At 69.6% G+C, this 18,222-nt stretch carries 18 protein-coding genes; 9 read left to right on the plus strand and 9 right to left on the minus strand.

The features are described 5' to 3' along the window. Positions 1–588: 588 nt before the first annotated feature. Positions 589–1,362, minus strand: coding sequence for an oxidoreductase (locus ACFQVD_RS29330; RefSeq protein WP_343961766.1), 774 nt, complete (start codon positions 1,360–1,362; stop codon positions 589–591). A gap of 339 nt (positions 1,363–1,701) precedes the next feature. Between ACFQVD_RS29330 and acs the strand changes: the two genes are divergently transcribed. From acs to ACFQVD_RS29350, 4 genes are all read left to right on the plus strand, one after another. Next, positions 1,702–3,687, plus strand: coding sequence for an acetate--CoA ligase (gene acs, locus ACFQVD_RS29335; RefSeq protein WP_343961764.1), 1,986 nt, complete (start codon positions 1,702–1,704; stop codon positions 3,685–3,687). Positions 3,688–4,146: 459 nt separating this feature from the next. Then, complete coding sequence (locus ACFQVD_RS29340) at positions 4,147–4,614, plus strand: phage holin family protein (RefSeq protein ID WP_030924203.1); 468 nt, start codon at positions 4,147–4,149, stop codon at positions 4,612–4,614. 17 nt (positions 4,615–4,631) lie between these two features. Further along, positions 4,632–5,534 carry an alpha/beta fold hydrolase gene (locus tag ACFQVD_RS29345; RefSeq protein WP_386274392.1) on the plus strand — a complete coding sequence of 301 codons (903 nt, stop codon included), beginning with the start codon at positions 4,632–4,634 and terminating at the stop codon, positions 5,532–5,534. A gap of 89 nt (positions 5,535–5,623) precedes the next feature. Then, the gene (locus ACFQVD_RS29350) at positions 5,624–6,022 is read left to right on the plus strand and encodes a DUF309 domain-containing protein (protein ID WP_343961758.1); all 399 of its coding nucleotides are present in this window, start codon (positions 5,624–5,626) and stop codon (positions 6,020–6,022) included. Here ACFQVD_RS29350 and ACFQVD_RS29355 read toward each other — a convergent pair whose 3' ends face one another. Then, the gene (locus ACFQVD_RS29355) at positions 6,023–7,219 is read right to left on the minus strand and encodes a MarP family serine protease (RefSeq protein ID WP_343961755.1); all 1,197 of its coding nucleotides are present in this window, start codon (positions 7,217–7,219) and stop codon (positions 6,023–6,025) included. Between the two features lie 72 nt (positions 7,220–7,291). Here ACFQVD_RS29355 and ACFQVD_RS29360 point away from each other — a divergent pair, with 72 nt between their 5' ends. After that, positions 7,292–7,843, plus strand: coding sequence for a HEAT repeat domain-containing protein (locus ACFQVD_RS29360; RefSeq protein WP_343961753.1), 552 nt, complete (start codon positions 7,292–7,294; stop codon positions 7,841–7,843). Here the strand turns inward: ACFQVD_RS29360 and ACFQVD_RS29365 are convergent. Continuing rightward, positions 7,793–8,437 carry an NUDIX hydrolase gene (locus ACFQVD_RS29365; RefSeq protein WP_343961751.1) on the minus strand — a complete coding sequence of 215 codons (645 nt, stop codon included), beginning with the start codon at positions 8,435–8,437 and terminating at the stop codon, positions 7,793–7,795. The two genes, ACFQVD_RS29360 and ACFQVD_RS29365, sit on opposite strands and share 51 nt — an antisense overlap. A 118-nt stretch (positions 8,438–8,555) precedes the next feature. Continuing rightward, positions 8,556–9,275 (minus strand): endonuclease III, encoded by a 720-nt coding sequence (nth, locus tag ACFQVD_RS29370; protein ID WP_343961748.1) that lies wholly within the window; start codon positions 9,273–9,275, stop codon positions 8,556–8,558. Between the two features lie 45 nt (positions 9,276–9,320). Here nth and ACFQVD_RS29375 point away from each other — a divergent pair, with 45 nt between their 5' ends. Next, a complete protein-coding gene (locus ACFQVD_RS29375; protein ID WP_051753478.1) occupies positions 9,321–10,043 on the plus strand; it encodes a Crp/Fnr family transcriptional regulator in 723 nt (240 codons plus the stop codon). Positions 10,044–10,070: 27 nt separating this feature from the next. On the opposite strand, the gene ACFQVD_RS29380 is transcribed toward ACFQVD_RS29375, so the two are convergent. The 4 genes from ACFQVD_RS29380 to ACFQVD_RS29395 all read right to left on the minus strand — a co-directional run bounded on the left by ACFQVD_RS29380 (position 10,071) and on the right by ACFQVD_RS29395 (position 12,571). Continuing rightward, on the minus strand, positions 10,071–10,886 hold the full coding sequence (locus tag ACFQVD_RS29380; protein WP_343961744.1) for an MBL fold metallo-hydrolase: 816 nt from the start codon (positions 10,884–10,886) through the stop codon (positions 10,071–10,073). Beyond that, positions 10,883–11,722, minus strand: coding sequence for an NUDIX hydrolase (locus ACFQVD_RS29385; protein ID WP_343961742.1), 840 nt, complete (start codon positions 11,720–11,722; stop codon positions 10,883–10,885). The genes ACFQVD_RS29380 and ACFQVD_RS29385 overlap by 4 nt, the downstream gene beginning before the upstream one ends. 238 nt (positions 11,723–11,960) lie before the next feature. After that, positions 11,961–12,419 (minus strand): RidA family protein, encoded by a 459-nt coding sequence (locus tag ACFQVD_RS29390; RefSeq protein WP_343961740.1) that lies wholly within the window; start codon positions 12,417–12,419, stop codon positions 11,961–11,963. Continuing rightward, on the minus strand, positions 12,416–12,571 hold the full coding sequence (locus ACFQVD_RS29395; protein WP_012887236.1) for a DUF4177 domain-containing protein: 156 nt from the start codon (positions 12,569–12,571) through the stop codon (positions 12,416–12,418). The genes ACFQVD_RS29390 and ACFQVD_RS29395 overlap by 4 nt, the downstream gene beginning before the upstream one ends. Before the next feature lie 401 nt (positions 12,572–12,972). Here ACFQVD_RS29395 and ACFQVD_RS29400 point away from each other — a divergent pair, with 401 nt between their 5' ends. Then, a complete protein-coding gene (locus ACFQVD_RS29400) occupies positions 12,973–13,977 on the plus strand; it encodes an ArsA-related P-loop ATPase (RefSeq protein WP_343961736.1) in 1,005 nt (334 codons plus the stop codon). After that, on the plus strand, positions 13,974–15,101 hold the full coding sequence (locus ACFQVD_RS29405; protein WP_343961734.1) for an ArsA family ATPase: 1,128 nt from the start codon (positions 13,974–13,976) through the stop codon (positions 15,099–15,101). The genes ACFQVD_RS29400 and ACFQVD_RS29405 overlap by 4 nt, the downstream gene beginning before the upstream one ends. Before the next feature lie 113 nt (positions 15,102–15,214). Here the strand turns inward: ACFQVD_RS29405 and ACFQVD_RS29410 are convergent, their stop codons facing one another. After that, positions 15,215–15,511: a WhiB family transcriptional regulator gene (locus ACFQVD_RS29410; protein WP_012887233.1), complete on the minus strand. Its 297-nt coding sequence runs from the start codon at positions 15,509–15,511 to the stop codon at positions 15,215–15,217. Between the two features lie 265 nt (positions 15,512–15,776). On the opposite strand from ACFQVD_RS29410, the gene ACFQVD_RS29415 reads away from it, so the two are divergent. Then, the gene (locus ACFQVD_RS29415; RefSeq protein ID WP_343961719.1) at positions 15,777–18,056 is read left to right on the plus strand and encodes a transglycosylase domain-containing protein; all 2,280 of its coding nucleotides are present in this window, start codon (positions 15,777–15,779) and stop codon (positions 18,054–18,056) included. Positions 18,057–18,222 lie beyond the last annotated feature (166 nt).

Below are 18,222 nucleotides of genomic sequence, written 5' to 3' on the forward strand. Positions count from 1 at the left end.
CGGTGCAACCTGTGCGCAGTTACTCCGGTTTGGGGAGATACCAACTCATGCTGCCCGATCAACTCAAGTTTCGTCGAGGAGTAATCCTCAATTTCCACTAGTTTTTTTAATGTAACGATCCAGTCTCCGGATACCGCCCGATCCGGGCGCACTCCTCGCACGGGCGAACCGCGACTACGTTAAGTGATCATCACCGGAGCCCGGCCCCGCCCGCGCGAACGGCATCGGCCGGCCTCACGCGACGCAAGATGGCATACGAGTGGGTTTGCTGATTAATGTCCCTCGATCCGCAAAGGTTTTGCCCCTAGGGGTTCCCATCAGCGCGGATCGGACGTACAAAGGTTGCACGGACCATGTGTCCGGGCACGACCGCTGGGTACCCACGCGCCGTCAGCCGCGGGAGGCGCGTTGAAGCGGGCTTGTCCCGTTTCAACGATTATCAGGTGCACGCTTGGTAACCCGGTAGGAACGTGCCGACGACGGCGCCTCCTACCAGGGGCGCCGTCGGCTCGTGTGGGCAGGTGCCGGGGATGTCCGTAATCGATCACCACGAGTGATCGTACGCGCGCGGGCGGCATCCGATCGGGATCAGCCCCGCTGCATGGCCTCGCAGATCGCCGTGGCCTCGCGCACGCCCAGGGTGACCGCCGTCGCGCAGTGTCGCACCCACGCCGCGACACCCTCGGGGGTGCCGCTCAGGTACGACCGCAGTCCCTCCCCGTAGGCCGGGCCGAGTTCGAGGTGACCCACCTCGACGGCCACCAGCGATTTCGGGTCCAGGCCGAACTCCACCAGCGTCAGCCGCTCCGCCGCCCGCGCGACCAGGCCGTCCGCCGACCCGAACGGGCGCAGCACCGCCAGCTCCGCGTGCACGACGGCGGCGAGCACCAGCGCCGGCGCCTTCGAGGAGGCCGTCACCAGTTGGACGAGACCGTCCACCCGCGCCACCGCCTCCTGCGGTTCGGGCGCGGCGCCAAGACCGAGCGGATCGGACGCCTCGGCCGTGGCCCTGGGGCGGCCGAGGTCCTTGGTGAGCCCGGAGGCGGCGAGCGTGTGCAGCCTGGCCAGCACCTGGCGGGGTGCCGTACGCCAGGTCGAGCCGAGCCGCCCCAGCTCGGCCGAGACGCGTAGCGCGCCCTGTACCACCGGGTCGGTGGCCTCGGGGATGACATCGAGCGGGATGTCCACGCCCTCCAGTGCGGCTGACGCACGAGCGCCGCGCAGGGCGGACCTGGCCGACACCTCCGGGCTCTTACGCCGCAGTACGCGGTGCCCGTAAAGCCGGTCGACGGCCTTGCGCGCGTCGGTGACCGCCTCCGACACTCCGGGCATTCCTGCGATGACAGCCAATGGGTCGCTCACGCTGCCCGACCCTATCGGGGCCGCCCGGCGAGGCCTCGACCAGGCTGCGGGGTGACCTCCGGCGGCTCGGGAAAACAGCCGCGGGACCGTTCGCCGAGCGCATGCCACCGTCCGGCGCAGCGCCGTGTCAATACGCGTTGAATAACGCCGTCTACATTCCTACGGTGTCGAAAACACAACATTTCCAGAGTGGTCGTTCCCGCAAAATCAAGGCGTTTTGAAGGCCTATGAGGCCTTATCACCGATTGGTACAGACCTGTCTAGACCTCTTGTGGCGAGCACCGGTGGCCTGGTGAAGTGGGACACGACCAGTCGATAGCAGTACGTGAGGAGTGCGCAGTGGCCCCGGAGACCCCTGGTTCCGAGTCTCGTGAGACCCAGGAGACGCTGTCGAACCTGCTGAACGAGACCCGGCGGTTCGCACCTCCCGCAGGCCTGGCCGCGGCCGCGAACGTGACCGCCGACGCCTACGCGGAGGCCGAGCAGGACCGCCTCGCCTTCTGGGAGAAGCAGGCCGACCGCCTGACCTGGTCAAAGCGCTGGGACAGCACCCTTGAGTGGAACCCGCCCTTCGCCAAGTGGTTCGTCGGCGGCGAGCTCAACATCGCCTACAACTGCGTCGACCGCCATGTGGAGGCCGGTCGCGGTGACAAGGTCGCCTATCACTGGGAGGGCGAGCCCGAGGGCGACAGCCGCACGCTCACCTACGCCGACCTGCGGCGCGAGGTCTCCAAGGCCGCCAACGCGCTCGCCGAGCTGGGTGTCGGCAAGGGGGACCGGGTCGCGATCTACATGCCGATGATTCCCGAACTGCCGATCACGATGCTGGCCTGTGCCCGGATCGGAGCGATCCACTCGGTCGTGTTCGGCGGGTTCTCCGCCAGCGCGCTCAGCGGCCGGATCAAGGACGCGGACGCCAGGATCGTGGTCACCGCCGACGGCGGCTACCGCCGCGGCGCGCCCAGCGCGCTCAAGCCGACCGTGGACGAGGCGGTCGCGGAGTGCCCCGGCATCGAGCACGTCCTGGTCGTGCGGCGGACCGGCCAGGAGGTCGACCAGACCGACAAGGACGTCTGGTGGCACGATGTGGTGGACCGGCAGTCCGACGTCCACGAGGCGCTGCCGAACGACGCCGAGGACCCGCTCTACATCCTCTACACCAGCGGCACGACCGGTAGGCCCAAGGGCATCCTGCACACCACCGGCGGCTACCTCACCCAGGCCGCGTACACCCACGACGCGGTCTTCGACCTCAAGCCCGACACCGACGTCTACTGGTGCACCGCCGACATCGGCTGGGTGACCGGTCACTCCTACATCGTGTACGGCCCGCTGGCCAACGGCGCGACCAGCGTCATCTACGAGGGCACCCCGGACACCCCGCACCGCGGCCGGTTCTGGGAGATCGTGCAGAAGTACGGGGTCACCCTGCTCTACACCGCCCCGACGGCCATCCGCACGTTCATGAAGTGGGGCGACGACATCCCCGCCAAGTACGACATGTCTTCTCTGCGGATCCTGGGCAGCGTCGGCGAGCCGATCAACCCCGAGGCGTACGTCTGGTACCGCGAGCACATCGGCGGCAACCGCACCCCGGTCGTCGACACCTGGTGGCAGACCGAGACCGGCGCCATCATGATCAGCCCGCTGCCCGGCGTCACCGAGGGCAAGCCCGGCGCGGCCATGCGCCCGCTGCCGGGCATCACCGCCGACGTGGTCGACGACCAGGGCCGAAGCGTCGGCAACGGCGGTGGCGGCTACCTCGCGATCCGTGACCCGTGGCCGTCGATGCTCCGCACGATCTGGGGCGACGACCAGCGCTACATCGACACCTACTGGTCCCGCTTCGAGGGCATGTACTTCGCGGGCGACGGCGCCAAGAGGGACCAGGACGGCGACATCTGGCTGCTCGGCAGGGTGGACGACGTCATGCTCGTCTCCGGGCACAACATCTCCACCACCGAGGTCGAGTCGGCGCTGGTCTCCCACCCGAAGGTCGCGGAGGCGGCCGTGGTCGGGGCTACCGACCCGGTGACCGGGCAGGCCATCGTTTCGTTCGTGATCCTGCGCGGCAACGCCGAGGAGGGGGCGGACATCGCCGCCGAACTCCGTGCCCACGTGTCCAGGACACTGGGCCCGATCGCGAAGCCCCGCCAGATCCTGGTGGTGCCCGAGCTGCCCAAGACCCGCTCCGGCAAGATCATGCGGCGGCTGCTGCGCGACGTGGCGGAGAACCGCAGCATCGGCGACGTCACCACCCTGGCCGACAGCACGGTGATGAATCTCATCTCGGAGAAGCTGCCCAGCGCCAAGGGCGAGGACTGAGCGAACCCGAGAACCCGGGTGGGTCAGTGCCCCTGGCCCACCCGGGGCCGGCTCCTCATCGCCGCCGCGATGTTCGTCGATCCGCCGCCGGGGTAGCCCCCGGCCGTGACAACCTCCCCACCGGTGTCGTCCGGCGCCGGAACCGAAACGGCCCGCCGCCGCCCTGACCGAGGGCGACGGGCGGAAGACCAGCCGGAGATCCTCCGCGCCCCACCGCCTCGAAGGCGCGCCCGGCGGCGCGGATTCCCACCGCAGGACGGCCGGGACCTCACCAACCCGGTACGGCCGGACTAAAGTCTGAAGTCTTGACGACGCAGATATTCGATGACACATGCGCGATTACCACAGTTGTGACCGCGACACCGGCTCCGGTGACGATCCCGCCGCAGGTGTGCGTGCACGACCGCCTCAGGGCGCAGCATGATGTTCGACAGAGGCCCTTGATAGGAGACCCCGTCCATGACACATATTCCGCCCGCGGAGCCACAGGAGGAGTCGCTGGGCGCCCTGGTCGCCGCGGCCAGTGACCACATATCCACACTGGTCCGTGCCGAGATCGAGTTGGCCAAGGCAGAGCTCAGGTTCGACGCCAAACGGGTCGGCGTGGCGGCGGGTCTCTTCGGCGCCGCGGCGTTCATGGCCCACCTGTGTCTGATCCTCGCCTCGTTCGCGATCGCCTACGGCCTGGTCGCCGCGGGCCTGTGGACCTGGCTCGCCTTCCTGATCGTCACGGTGTTCTATCTGATCGTGGCCGGGCTGCTGGTCTTCGTCGGCATCCGGCGGCTCAAGGGCCTGACCGGAATGCGGCGGACCCTGCACTCGCTCAAGACCATCAAGAGCGGAGCCGAGGCCGGCGCCGTTCCCACCGCTCCGGTCACGGCCGGCCAGGTGGGCAGCCATCGCGATCCGGTGAGACCGGGCCAGTGAGCAGACCCGATGAGTCCATGGTCAGGCTGGAGGGTCCGTGGACCCACCACTCGGTCCATGCCGGAGGCACCCGCTTCCACGTCGTGGAGGCCGGTACGGGCCCCCTCGTGCTGCTGCTCCACGGATTCCCGCAGTTCTGGTGGAGCTGGCGCAACCAGCTTGTCTCGCTTCCGGCAGCGGGCTACCGCGCCGTCGCCGTCGATCTGCGCGGCTACGGCGCCAGCGACAAGCCGCCACGTGGCTACGACCTGTACACCCTGGCCGCCGATGCGGCCGGGCTGGTCAGGGCGCTGGGCGAGAGCTCCGCGATCGTCGTCGGCCACGACTGGGGCGGACTGCTCGCCTGGACCATGGCCGTGAAGGACCCGAAGGCGGTCCTGCGGCTGGTCACCGTCTCCGCACCACACCCCCGACGGCTCCGCACCGCGCTGTTCACCGAGCCGTTCGGCCAGTTCAGGGCGGCTCGCTACGCGCTGGGATTCCAGCTGCCGCTGCTCCCCGAGCGGCGCCTGACCGCCGACTCCGGCGCCATGGTGGGACGGTTGCTGGAGAAGTGGTCGGCTCCCGGCTGGCCGCAGGAGGAGGTGGCGAAGACCTACCGCGACGCGTTCCGCATCCCCAACGTCTCGCACTGCGCGCTGGAGTACCACCGCTGGTTCGGCCGCTCCCAGCTCCGCCCGGACGGGTGGCGCTACGCGAAGACCATGCGCGCCCAGATCAACGTACCGACTCTGCAGGTGCACGGCGCGTTCGACCGGCACGTCCTGCCCCGCACCGCCCAGGGCTCGGGCCGCTACGTGGCCGCCCCCTACCGGTGGCGGCTGATCGAGGGCGCCGGACACTTCCCGCACGAGGAGTGCCCGGAGGAGTTCGACGCCGAGCTCGTCACCTGGCTGTCCGATCCGGAGCCCGACGGGTGAACGGGCGAGACCGGGACGCCGACGGGAGGCCGCGCAACCGGCGTCCTCGCGACGCGTTCGGAAGGCCGCTTCCGTACGGCGCGGAAGGCGTGGCACGCATTCCGGACGACTACGCGCCGAGCGCGGAGGAGGCCCTCTCCGAGGCCCACAGGCTGCTCGGCGAGGGACGCCCGTTCCACGCCCACGAGGTGCTGGAAGGCCGCTGGAAGAACTCCCCCGCCCAGGAGCGCGAGCTGTGGCAGGGGCTGGCGCAGATCTGCGTGGGCCTCACCCACCTGCAGCGGGGCAACCGCGGCGGAGCCGCGACGCTGTTCGCCCGGGGCGCCGACCGGATCAGCCGGTACGGCACGCCGTACGAGGAGATGGCGGTGGCGGCCGGAAGGCTGGGCGACCTGGACGCCGAAACGGCCATCGCGGCGATCAGAGACCTGATCCGGTGTCTGGTTCCCCCCGAGGGAGCGAATCCAAGTGGGACGTCCGTGGCCTGATCAGCTCCGGGTGCACTCCTGGGTGTTCACCCGGTTGGACAGCCTGGAGCCGTCTTCGGCGTCCGGTGCCACTTCGGCGGCGGTCAGCACGAAGCCGGTCTCCGCCCTGTCGGTGGCCGCCGCGAAGACGACGCCGTAGACCTTGCCGTCGGTGGTGAGCAGCGGCCCGCCGGAGTTGCCCTGCCGGACCAGGCCGCGGATCCAGTAGACATCCCGGTTGACGGTCTTGTGCTCGTAGATGTTGGGCCCCTGAGCCTTCTGCCGGTCCCTGATCCTGGCCGGCTCCATGGTGTAACCCTGGCCGTGCGGGAAGCCCGCGACGATGGCGTCGTCGTCCTTCTTGGCTGTGCCGTCGAAGCGCAGGATCGGCAGGTTCAGGTTGGGGACACGCAGGATCGCGATGTCCCTGTCGGGGTTGTAGAGCACGACCTGGGCCGAGTGGACGTTGTTGAGATGGTCGATGACCTGAAGGTCCTGGTCGACCCCGGCGACCACGTGCGCGTTCGTCATGATCTTGTCCTGGGCGTAGACGAACCCGGTGCCCTCGATGTGCTTGCGGCAGCTGGAGGCCACGCCCTGGACCTTGACGATGCCCCGGCGGGCCCGGGTGAGTTGTGCGCTCTTCGGCACGCTCCGGTCGGGTGGCGCGACCTCGACGAACTGGCCGCCCGCTATGCCGTCGAAGACCCTGGGAAAGCCGGAGGTGTCGATGAAGTCCCTGAAGGGCTTCTGCAGGTCCCTGGCCAGCTTCGGCATCGTCTGATCGACCGTTTTGATCAGCAGGGACTTACTGACCTGCTCCCCGAGCAGCGTGAACTGCGAGGAGGTGATCAACGAGCCGATCAGCCACGCGATGATCAGCACCGAGAAGGCGCTCGCGAAGGTGCCGCCGACCGCGTCGACGACCTTGGCGGGTTCCCAGGTGACATGGCTGCGGACCACCGCGCCGATCGTCGACGACGCGAACTGACCGATCGTGGCGGCGAGGAAGACGATGACGATCGCCAGCAGCGCCCGCTCGGTCTCACCGTCGACCACCGCTCCGGCGATGGGCGGGGCGATGAACATGCCCAGCAGGCCACCGCCGACAAAACCGACAAAGCTCAGAGCCCCGATGATGAACCCCTGGCGGTATCCCGACACCGCGAAGGCCACCATCAGGGCGATCAGGATGAGGTCGAGGAGATCACCGCTCACTCCCTTACGGTATCCAGCCCCTGCCCCGCGCGTGCACACCTTCTGCGAGGTCTCTGCGGTTATCGTGGCCGGATGGCGATGATCGGAGGAGCGGCGACCGTGGCGTCTCTCATCGAGACCGCGCTACGGGAGCGAGATCAGGACGGCGCGGCCCGCTGGCGCGCGATCACCCGGCTGCAGGAACGGGGCGATCTGGAGACCTTCACCGCGGCCCGGAGACTCTGTTCGGGAAAGACCGCGGCCGAGCGGATGCTCGGGGTCGACATCCTGGGACGACTCGGCTTCGTCGACCGGACGCTGCCGGTGCTCCGCGCCCTGTCCGTCGGCGAGGACGACCGCCTGGTGCTCTACTCGGTGTTGATCGCCTTCGGCCACCTCAGGGACCGCCGCGCGCTGCCGTCGGTGATCGCCCTCTCCGAACACGCCGACCCCCGGATCAGGTACGGGGCCGCCTACGCGCTGCCGAACATCATGGGCAGCCCACCCGACCCGACGGGCCTGGCCGCGTTGAGACGGCTGACCCTCGATCCCGACGGGGACGTGGCCGACTGGGCTCGCCTCGGTCTGGCCCTGTCAACGGGACGCGAGGTTGAGGACGTCGGGCGGAATGTCCTCGATCCGTGAATGATCCCAGGGAAGCTCGAAACCCGAACTGCCGAGCACGGTGTCGAGCACTCCCGCGGTGAACCCCCACACCAGCAGCCCGCGCACCCGGAACGCCGGCCCCGAGTAGCCTCTCGGATGGCGCAACCTGATCCGGTTGGCCGGATCGACGAGCTCGCGGATCGGGACCCGCTCCACCGACTCCACCTCGTCCGGCGAGGCCGCGTGGACCACGCAGGGCGTGTGCCACCAGGCCAGCACCGGGGTCACCCGGTTGTCGCTGTGACTCACGTACAGCTCGGGCATGGTCCCGATCACCCGGACGCCTGTCGGATCGAGACCGGTCTCCTCAACGGCCTCGCGCAGCGCCGCGGCGATCGGGCCGTCGTCCTCCGGGTCCACCCCGCCGCCCGGGAACGCGGGCTGACCGGCGTGTGTGCGCCCGTTCGAGCTCCGCTGGATGAGCAGCACGTCCGGGCCGAGCGGCCCCTCACCGAAGAGCAGCAGCACCGCGGCCGACCGCCCGCCGGACGCCGGCGGGCGCAACATCGAGGGCACCGGCGTTCCCGCGACCCGCTCCGCCAGCGTTTCCAACCATCCGGGAACCTCTTCCACGGGCACACCTCCGGTCCTCTGCAACACGGCGTCCCGCCCCGCGCTTCCCGGTAGCGGCGGGATGTCGGCGGATCCGCCAGTGCCCGGAGTCGGTCTTACCACAGCGGTGCGGAAAAGATCACGAGAAGGGGCCGGGGCGCACCAGCTTGGCGGCCCGGACGGGATCCGTGGGGCCGATGCCGTACGAGGGGCAGAGCGCGGCGAGCGGGCAGACTCCGCAGGCCGGCGTGCGGGCGTGGCAGACGCGGCGGCCGTGCCAGATCAGGCGGTGGGACGTCATTGTCCAGTCGCGCTTCGGGATGAGCTCGGCGACGACCTGCTCGATCTTCACCGGGTCGGTCTCCGAGGTCCAGTGGAAGCGGTGGACGAGCCGCTGGAAGTGGGTGTCGACGGTGATGCCGGGCACCCCGAAGGCGTTGCCGAGCACCACGTTGGCGGTCTTGCGGCCGACCCCCGGCAGGGTCACCAGGTCCTTGAGCCTCCCGGGGACCTCACCGCCGAAGCGCCCGCAGAGGACCTGGGCCATACCGATGATGCTGTTGGCCTTGGCCCGGAAGAACCCGGTGGGCCGGATGATCCCCTCCAACTCGGCCCGGTCCGCAGCGGCGTAGTCTTCTGCTGTGGGATATTTCACAAAAAGGGTAGGAGTGACCGTATTGACCCTTTTGTCCGTGCACTGTGCGGACAGGATCGTCGCGACCAACAGCTCGAGAGGATTGCGGAAGTCGAGCTCGCAATGGGCGTCGGGATAGGCCTCCGCCAGGATTCGGTCCATTCGCCGAGCTCGACGGACCAGAGCGAGCTGGGATTCACCACCGGGGCTGACATTGCGGGGCACCCCGACAGCCTACGCTCAAGGCCCCCCGCAGAGCCGCTCGGTGGGATGGGTCACAATGACTGCGTGAGCCGTGAAACGGGAGGCACTGTGAACTCCGACGATGTGCTGGGCAAGGCCCCTCTGTTCGCCGCGCTCGACCGGGAGAGCGCCGCCGCGCTGCGCACGAGCATCTCCGAGGTGCGCCTCGCCAAGGGACAGACCCTTTTCAGCGAGAACGAGACCGGGGATCGCCTCTACGTGGTGCTCGAAGGCAAGATCAAACTCTCCCGCACCGCGCCCGACGGCCGGGAGAACCTGCTCAGCGTGCTCGGCCCGGGTGAGATGTTCGGCGAGCTCTCCCTGTTCGACCCCCGTCCCCGCACGGCGTCCGCCACAGCGTTGACCGACGTCCTGCTGGCCGGGCTCGGACACGACGACCTGCGCCCCTGGCTGACCGGCCGTCCCGAGGTCGCCCTTCACCTGCTGCGCGCCCTGGCCCAGCGCCTCCGCCGTACCAACGACGTGCTGGCCGACCTGGTCTTCACAGACGTGCCGGGACGGGTGGCCAAGGCCCTGCTGGACCTGGCCGACCGCTTCGGCCAGCGGGTCGACGACGGCGTGCGGGTCCACCACGACCTCACCCAGGAGGAGCTGGCCCAGCTGGTCGGCGCCTCCCGCGAGACCGTGAACAAGGCACTGGCCGACTTCGCCCAGCGCGGCTGGCTGCGCATCGAGGCCAAGGCCGTGGTTATCATGGACCTGGAGCGGCTGCACAACCGCTCGCGCTGACGGGCCCCGCCCTCCGGCAGGCCCTCATCACGGCGGGGTCCGCCGGGGGCGAACCTGGCCGTCCAGATAGGCGAGCTGCGCGCGAACCGACATCTCGGCGGCGAACCAGAGGGACCTGTCCACCTCCGCGTAGACGATCTCGACGATCTCGCGGGGCGTCGTCGCCCCCTGTTCCCTGGCCTGGCGGATCTGGTCCAACCGCCGCCGCCGGTGCGCGATGTAGCCGTCGAGCGTGCCGATCGGATCGGGAAGCACCGGCCCGTGACCGGGCAGCAACGCCTCCGCCCCGACCTGCTCGGCCCTCGCCCTGAGCAGGTCCAGGGAGCGGAGGTAGTCGGCCAGATCACCGTCCGAGGCGATCACGGTGGTGCCGCGGCCGAGCACGGTGTCGCCGGTGAGGATCGCCCTGTCCCGCGGCAACCAGAAGCAGAGCGAGTCGAACGAGTGGCCCGGCGTGCCCACCACGTGCAGCTCCAGGTCCCCGACGGTGAGCACGTCGCCGTCGCCGAGCCCCTCCTCGCCCAGCCGGTGCGTGGGGTCCAGCGCCCTGACGGGCGCGCCGACCAGCCCGGCGAACCTCGCGGCACCGCCGCTGTGGTCGTGGTGCCCGTGGGTCAGCAGGATCGTGGTGACCCGGCGGCCCTCCAGATGGCCGGCGACCCGCGCCAGGTGCTCCTCGTCATCGGGGCCGGGGTCGACGACCAGCACCTCCTCACCGAGGCCGATCACCCATGTGTTGGTACCGTCCAGGGTCATCTCGGAGGGGTTGGGGGCGAGCAGGTTGAGCGCGTGCTCGGTACCCGCGCCGTCGGGCCCCTCCAGCGGGATCCGCAGCCCGCTCACCGCGAACCGCCGAACTCGTAGTCGTCGTCGAGCACGATGCGCATCTCACCGTCCACTTCGGCGATCCCGGGCATGAAGGTCACGATCTCACGCTCGGCCGCCAGCGCCTCGGAGATCTTGTCGTAGGCGCACAGCTCGGTGAGCGTGCGATGGGTCGGGGGCATCAGGAAGATCTGGCCGGCCCTCCCCTGGTCGAGCGCGTCGGCGGGCCGGACCCAGACCACCTGGTCGGCCTCGCCGCCAACGTCACGGGTGAGCTGGCCCGGCGGGAGCGCGGCGACGAAGAAGCGGGTGTCGAAGCGCTTGTTCTCGACCTCGGGAGTGATCCAGTGGGCCCAGGGGCGGAGCAGGTCGGAGCGGAGGACCAGGCCGCGCCTGCCGAGGAAGTCGGCGAAGGACAGGGTCCTGTCGATCAGGGCGAGCCGGTCGGCCTCCCAGTCGTCACCGGTGGTGTCGGCCACGACGGACTCCGCGGACGGCCCGGCCAGCAGTACCCCCGACTCCTCGAACGTCTCCCGCACTGCGGCGCACACCAGGCCCCGCGCGGTCTGCTCGTCCGCGTGGAAGACCTCACCCCAGGCCGCGGGCGAGGGGCCGGCCCAGGTGATCTCCTGGTCGGTGTCGCGCGGGTCGACCGACCCACCCGGGAAGACGTAGGCCCCGGCGGCGAAGGCCATGCTCGCCTTGCGCCTCAGTAGGTAGACCTCCACCCGGCCGGCGTTCTCGCGGAGGATGACCACGGTGGCGGCGTCTCGCGCGGGTACCGGCGCGACCCGCCCGGCCAGAATGTCGCGTGCACGCTCACCGAACTCGCCAGGAAGCGGGATACCGCCCATTTGAGACCCTCCGCCAGAACATCACTCGGTTGCCGGGTCCATCATGTGGCACGGCACCGCCCCGGACAATCGCGGGGTCCCTCCCGGCGCACCGCCCCGGCGGGTGGGGCGCCGGGAGACGGCCCCCGGCGGGCCCCACGGCATCTCCACGGCCTCCGGCGAGCTCTCCCCGCCCTCGGACCGTCGGTGTGCCCTCGCGGCCGTCAGGGCCTCGCCGGCGCCGGGTGTCCACTCGACCTCAGCGGACCTCGGCGATCACCTCGACCTCGACCGGCGCGTCCAGCGGGAGGACGGCGACACCGACCGCGCTCCTGGCGTGCCTGCCCGCGTCGCCGAGCACCGCGGTGAGCAGCTCGCTGGCGCCGTTGACGACCTGCGGCTGGCCGGTGAAACCGGGGGCGCTGGCCACGAACCCGACCACCTTGACGATCCGCACGATGTTCGACAGTCCTCCGGCCTCCGACGCGACCGCGGCGAGGGCGTTGAGCGCGCAGATCCTCGCGAGCTCGTAGGCGTCCTCGACGCCCACCTCGGCGCCGACCTTCCCGCCGGCCTTCAGCTTGCCGTCCACCACCGGAAGCTGCCCCGAGGTGTAGACGTGGTCACCCGAACGCACCGCCGGGACGTACGCCGCCAGCGGCGGCACCACCTCCGGCAGGGTCAGGCCCAGCTCCGCCAGCCTCTCCTCGGCCGTCACTGCTTGGGCCGCTTCAGGTAGGCGACCAGCTGCTCGGGGTTGGGCCCCGGCACGACCTGGACGAGCTCCCAGCCGTCCTGGCCCCAGTTGTCGAGAATCTGCTTCGTCGCATGTACCAGTAGCGGCACTGTCGAGTACTCCCATTTCGTCATGCGGGACACATTAGCGAGACGGCTCCCGGCGAGCCGCCCACTACGGGTCCGCGAGCGCCCGGCATGGCTCATGTCCCCCGCCCGGTGGGCGCCGGAGGCGGGCCGGCGGCCAGGGCGGCCCACTGTGAGAATCCACATATTTACTTTCCACGTCCGATCGATTAGCGAGAGGGCGACGCACGGCTTCCCGGGCCGTGCCTCCGGCTTCGGGCGGGTCCGGCCCCGGACCACCCGGCCCACACCGCCTTGCTGACCAGTGTGATCGGCGAAAGAGGCTCTCCGGCCGCCCCCGGGGCAGGCACCGGCTCCCGTCTCGGCCCCGCCGGGCAACGATGCCTTTTGAGTGCCACCCGGGAAGGCACCGGAGAGTTGTCAAGTAACCGTTGGGTAGCCTTCGAAAGGTGAGAGCTCGCGACACCGATTGGGACGGCGTACGCCTTCACGTCGTCACCGGCAAGGGTGGCACCGGCAAGACGACGGTGGCCGCCGCACTCGCGCTCGCCCTCGCGGCGGGCGGCGACAAGGTCCTGCTGGTCGAGGTCGAGGGCCGACAGGGGATCTCCCAGGTCTTCGACCTGCCGCCGCTGCCCTACGAGGAGCGCAAGATCGCCGTCGCACCCGACGGCGGGGACGTCTACGCGCTGGCCATCGACCCCGAAGAGGCGATGCTCGAGTACCTTGAGATGTTCTACGGCATGCGCAGGGCCGGCCGGGCACTCACCAAGATCGGCATCGTCGACTTCGCCACCACCATCGCCCCCGGTTTCCGCGACGTCCTGGTCACCGGCAAGACGAGCGAGGCCGTCCGGCGCAGGGGCAAGGACGGCCGACGGGTCTACGACGCGGTCGTGCTGGACGCGCCGCCGACCGGCAGGATCGTGCGCTTCCTCAACGTCACCAACGAGGTCGCGGGGCTGGCCAGGGTCGGCCCGATCAAGAACCACGCCGATCTGGTGAACGGCGTCGTCTCCTCTCCGGAGACCGCCGTGCACTTCGTCACGCTCCTGGAGGAGATGCCGGTCCAGGAGACCCTGGACGGCCTGGGCGAGCTCCGCACCGCCGGGCTCCCGCCCGGGGGGATCTTCATCAACATGGTCCGCGAGTCGCTGCTGCCCGACTCCGTCCTGGAGGCCGCCGCCGAGAGCCGGTTCGACCCGGCGGAGCTGGTGCTCGGCCTCAAGGCCGCGGGACTCACCGATGGCGGCTCCGCCGCGGTCACGGTGGCCGAGGCCCTGACCGAGGAGATCGCCGAGCACGCCCGCCGCACCGAACTGGAGCGCGACGAGAGGCTGGCGCTGGAGGGGGCCGCGCGCCCCCGCTACGAGCTGCCCCTACTGGCCGACGGGGTGGACCTGTCCGGGCTGTACGAGCTGGCGGAATCGATCCGCACCCAAGGAGCAGCGTGAAGACCCCTCCGGTCCTCGACCTTGACGCGATCATCGACGACCCGCACACGCGGATCGTCGTCTGCTGCGGTTCCGGCGGCGTCGGGAAGACCACCACCGCCGCGGCCCTGGGACTGCGCGCGGCCGAACGCGGCCGTTCCGCCGTGGTGCTCACGGTCGACCCCGCGCGGCGGCTGGCGCAGTCGATGGGGCTCACCGAACTCGACAACACCCCCAGGCTCGTCGTGGGCGTCGAGGGCGAGGGCCGGCTGCACGCCATGATGCTCGACATGAAGCGGACCTTCGACGAGATCATCGAGGCGCACGCCGACCCCGAGCGAGCTCGCCAGATCCTGACGAACCCCTTCTACCAGTCCCTCTCGTCCAGCTTCGCCGGCACGCAGGAATACATGGCCATGGAGAAGCTGGGCCAGCTCCGGCGGTCGGACGACTGGGATCTGATCATCGTCGACACCCCTCCGTCCCGCTCCGCGCTCGACTTCCTGGACGCCCCCGAGCGACTCGGCCGCTTCCTCGACGGCCGGCTCATCCGGCTGCTCATGGCCCCCGCCAAGGCCGGCGGGCGGAGCGCGTTCAAGCTGCTCAACGCGGGTTTCGGTATCGTCGCCGGAGCGCTGACCAAGCTGCTGGGCGCGCAGGTGCTCAAGGACCTGCAGACATTCGTGTCCGCGCTGGACGCCGTCTTCGGCGGTTTCAGGGCGCGGGCCGACCAGACCTACCGGCTCCTGCAGGCTCCCGGAACGGCGTTCCTCGTCGTGGCCTCACCCGAGCGCGACGCGATACGCGAGGCGTCCTACTTCGTGGAGAGGCTGGCCGAGGAGCGCATGCCCCTGGCGGGCCTCGTGGTCAACCGGGTGCACCGCTCGCCCGCGGCCGTGCTGTCCGGGGCGCGGAGCGCCGCCGCCGCCGAAGACCTGGAGGCGCGCGGCGAGCACGAGCTCACCTCCGCCGTACTGCGGCTGCACGCGGACCGGATGCAGCTGGCCGCTCGCGAGCAGCGCGAGCAGGAGCACTTCATCTCCGCCCACCCCACGGTGCCCGTCGCGCGGGTCCCCGCCATGTCGCAGGACGTGCACGACCTGGAGGGGCTGCGCGAGGTGGGCGACCTGCTGGCCGCCCAGTAGCCGTCACGGTAGCCGTCACAACGGCCTGCCGAACCCTGGAGCGCGCGTTCGCCGACCCGTGACATGCGTGTACGGCTGGCGCCCGGCGCCAGCCGTACGGGATCGGCGCGAACTCAGCCGGCGATCAGCTCATTCGTCCGCTCATATTCTTCTTTGGCCAACTCCAGCAGGTCCCGCCAGGAGTCGACATCCGGCCGCCGACGCAACAGCGCTCGGCGTTCGCGCTCGGTCATCCCGCCCCACACCCCGAACTCGATGCGATTGTCCAGCGCATCGGCGAGGCACTCGGTCCGGACCGGGCATCCTCGGCAGATCAGCTTTGCTCGGTTCTGGGCAGCACCCTGAACGAACAAAGCGTCAGGATCCGCACCCTTACAGGCCGCACGGGAGGTCCAATCCGTGATCCACATTCGACCCCACTCCCCTTAGGTGGTCAGTCGTGACTTGGGCCGACGGGCGCGGGCGTCGGGCCTCGGTATTCAATTGCTGCAGAAAGAGACCGTACGCAACCAGACGTTCGGGCCGACAGACCCCGGCGGGACCAATTTCTTACATGGTCATCCACGGCCATCTGGCCGGGAATGACTAGTCACCCACCTGCGATACAGCACGAAGTCATGGCAAAACAGGGTTCCGTTACCGTTTGCGTTATCCGTCCGACGTACCCTGGGTCTCGTGCAAGCTCAAGGCAAAGACCAGGGGTCGGCGGTCGGCAATGTGCTGAAGCTGCTCGGCGCGGCGGCTGTCACAGGTGTGCTCGTCGCCGCGGTGGCGCTCCCGGCGGTGGGTGGCGCGGGGATGACCGTGAACGCGGCGACGAACGAGCTGCGTCTTCTCCCCGAGGAACTCAAGGAACCTCCCCTCGCGGAGAAGACCACCCTGCTCGACGCGGACGGCAAGCAGTTCGCCCAGTTCTACTTCGAGAACCGCGAGTCGGTGAAGCTCGACCAGGTCGCCGACGTCATGAAGACGGCGATCGTGGCGATCGAGGACACCAGGTTCTACGAGCACGGGGCGATCGACCTGGAAGGCACCTTCCGCGCGGTGGTGAAAAACGTCTCGGGCGGCGGGGTCGTCCAGGGTGGCTCCTCCATCACGCAGCAGTACGTCAAGCTCGTGCTGGTCAACGCCGCGGAGACCAAGGAGGAGCAGGACGCCGCGATCGCGCCGACGCTCTCCCGCAAGCTCAACGAGCTGCGCTACGCGCTGGCGGTCGAGGAGAAGTACACCAAGTCGGAGATCCTCGAACGCTACCTGAACATCTCCTACTACGGTGCGGGAGCCTACGGCATCCAGGCCGCGTCCAGGCGCTTCTTCGACAAGCCCGCCTCCAAGCTGACCCTGTGGGAGGCGGCCACCCTGGCCGGAGCCGTGCAGAACCCGAGCGTCACCGACCCGGGGGCGGGAAAGGCCGCCCGCGCGCGGCTGCTTGAGCGGCGCAACATCGTGCTGAGCCGGATGGCCGAGCTCGGCAAGATCACAACGCAGGAAGCGGAAGAGGCCAAGAAGAAGAAGCTCGGTTTCAAGAACATCGCGGCCCCCGGCGGCTGCGAGGTGAGCGACTACCCCTACTTCTGCCTCTACGTCCAGCAGGAGATCGCCTCCAACGAGGACTTCGGCAAGACCCGCAAGCAGCGGGAGAGGCTGCTCCAGCGGGGCGGCCTGACGATCAAGACGACGCTCGACCCGAAGGCGCAGAAGGCCTCGGAGAAGGCGATCCGGCAGTTCGTCCACACCAGCGACAAGCCTGTCGCCTCGCAGGCGATGGTCGTCCCCGGCACCGGCGCCATCAAGGCGATGGCCGCCAGCCGGAAGTTCGGCGGGAACAAGAAGAAGAACGAGATCAGCTACAACCTGGTCGGCGACCGGCTGCACGGTGGCGGAGCGGGCTTCCAGGCCGGCTCCACGTTCAAGCCCTTCACCCTGCTGGCCGCCCTCGACAAGGGCATGAAGCTGAACGACGGTTTCAACACCGGCACCGGCTACCAGGCCCCCAGCCACAGCTCGTTCCGCGACTGCAAGGGCAACGCGGTCGGCGAGCCCGGTCACACCGTCACCAACTCCAGCGAGGGTCCCGGCGGTTTCAACACCCTGACCACCGGCACCCTGGGCTCGGTGAACACCTTCTTCATGCGCCTGTCGCAGGAGGTCGGCCTCTGCGACACGGTGAAGATGGCCAAGAACCTGGGCATCCAGCGCGCCGACGGCAACCCGCTGAAGGAGTTCGAGACCTTCACGCTCGGCATCAACGAGATGGACCCGGTGACCGTCTCCGCCGCCTACGCGACGATCGCCGCCCGCGGCACCTACTGCCGGCCGATGGTGATCACCGAGAGCACCGACCGCGAGGGCAAGAAGACGTCGTACAAGCCCAAGTGCAAGCAGGTCCTGGACGAGGAGGTCGCCGACGCGGCCACCCACATCATGTCCGGGGTCTTCACCAAGGGCACGATGAGCCAGGTCGGCGGCATCGGCCGCGACGCGGCCGGCAAGACCGGAACCACCGACGCCTACACCGCCGCCTGGTTCGCCGGGTTCACCCCCGATCTCGCCTCCGCGGTGAGCGTCGGCGACCCGCGCGGCGCCTTCGGGCACGACCTGATCGGCGTGACCATCGGCGGGCGCTACTACAGCTACGTGTACGGTGCCTCGATCGCCGGTCCGATCTGGAAGAACTCCATGATCAACGCGCTCAGGGGAGTCTCTCCGACCTCCTTCACCCCGGTGAACATGGAGCGCTTCGGCGGCTGCACCGGCAATCGGTGCGCGCCCAAGCCGCCGCCGAAGTCCGACCGGGGTGACGGCGGCGACCGGCGTGGCGGTGGCGGTGACCGTCGTGGCGGTGGCGGTGACCGTCGTGGCGGTGGTGGTGGCGGCGACGACCGGCCGCCCTCGCCGGACGAGGGCGGCCGGGAGGTCAACGGCGGCATCACGATCCCTCCGGTCATCCCCTAGGCCCTATTCCGTGGATCTTGCCGTGACGAGGATCGGTCAGGTGGTGTCTCGCAAGGCGGAGGAAGGAGCCGCGGCGTGCCGCGGTGACCGACGGCAACGCGGCGAGGCGCCGCCTGACCGACCGCGGTAGGCAAAGGATCCTCGGGACACCGGAGCCCTCCTCGCC

It is taken from the genome of Streptosporangium amethystogenes subsp. fukuiense (assembly GCF_042665875.1).
GTDB lineage: Bacteria > Actinomycetota > Actinomycetes > Streptosporangiales > Streptosporangiaceae > Streptosporangium > Streptosporangium fukuiense.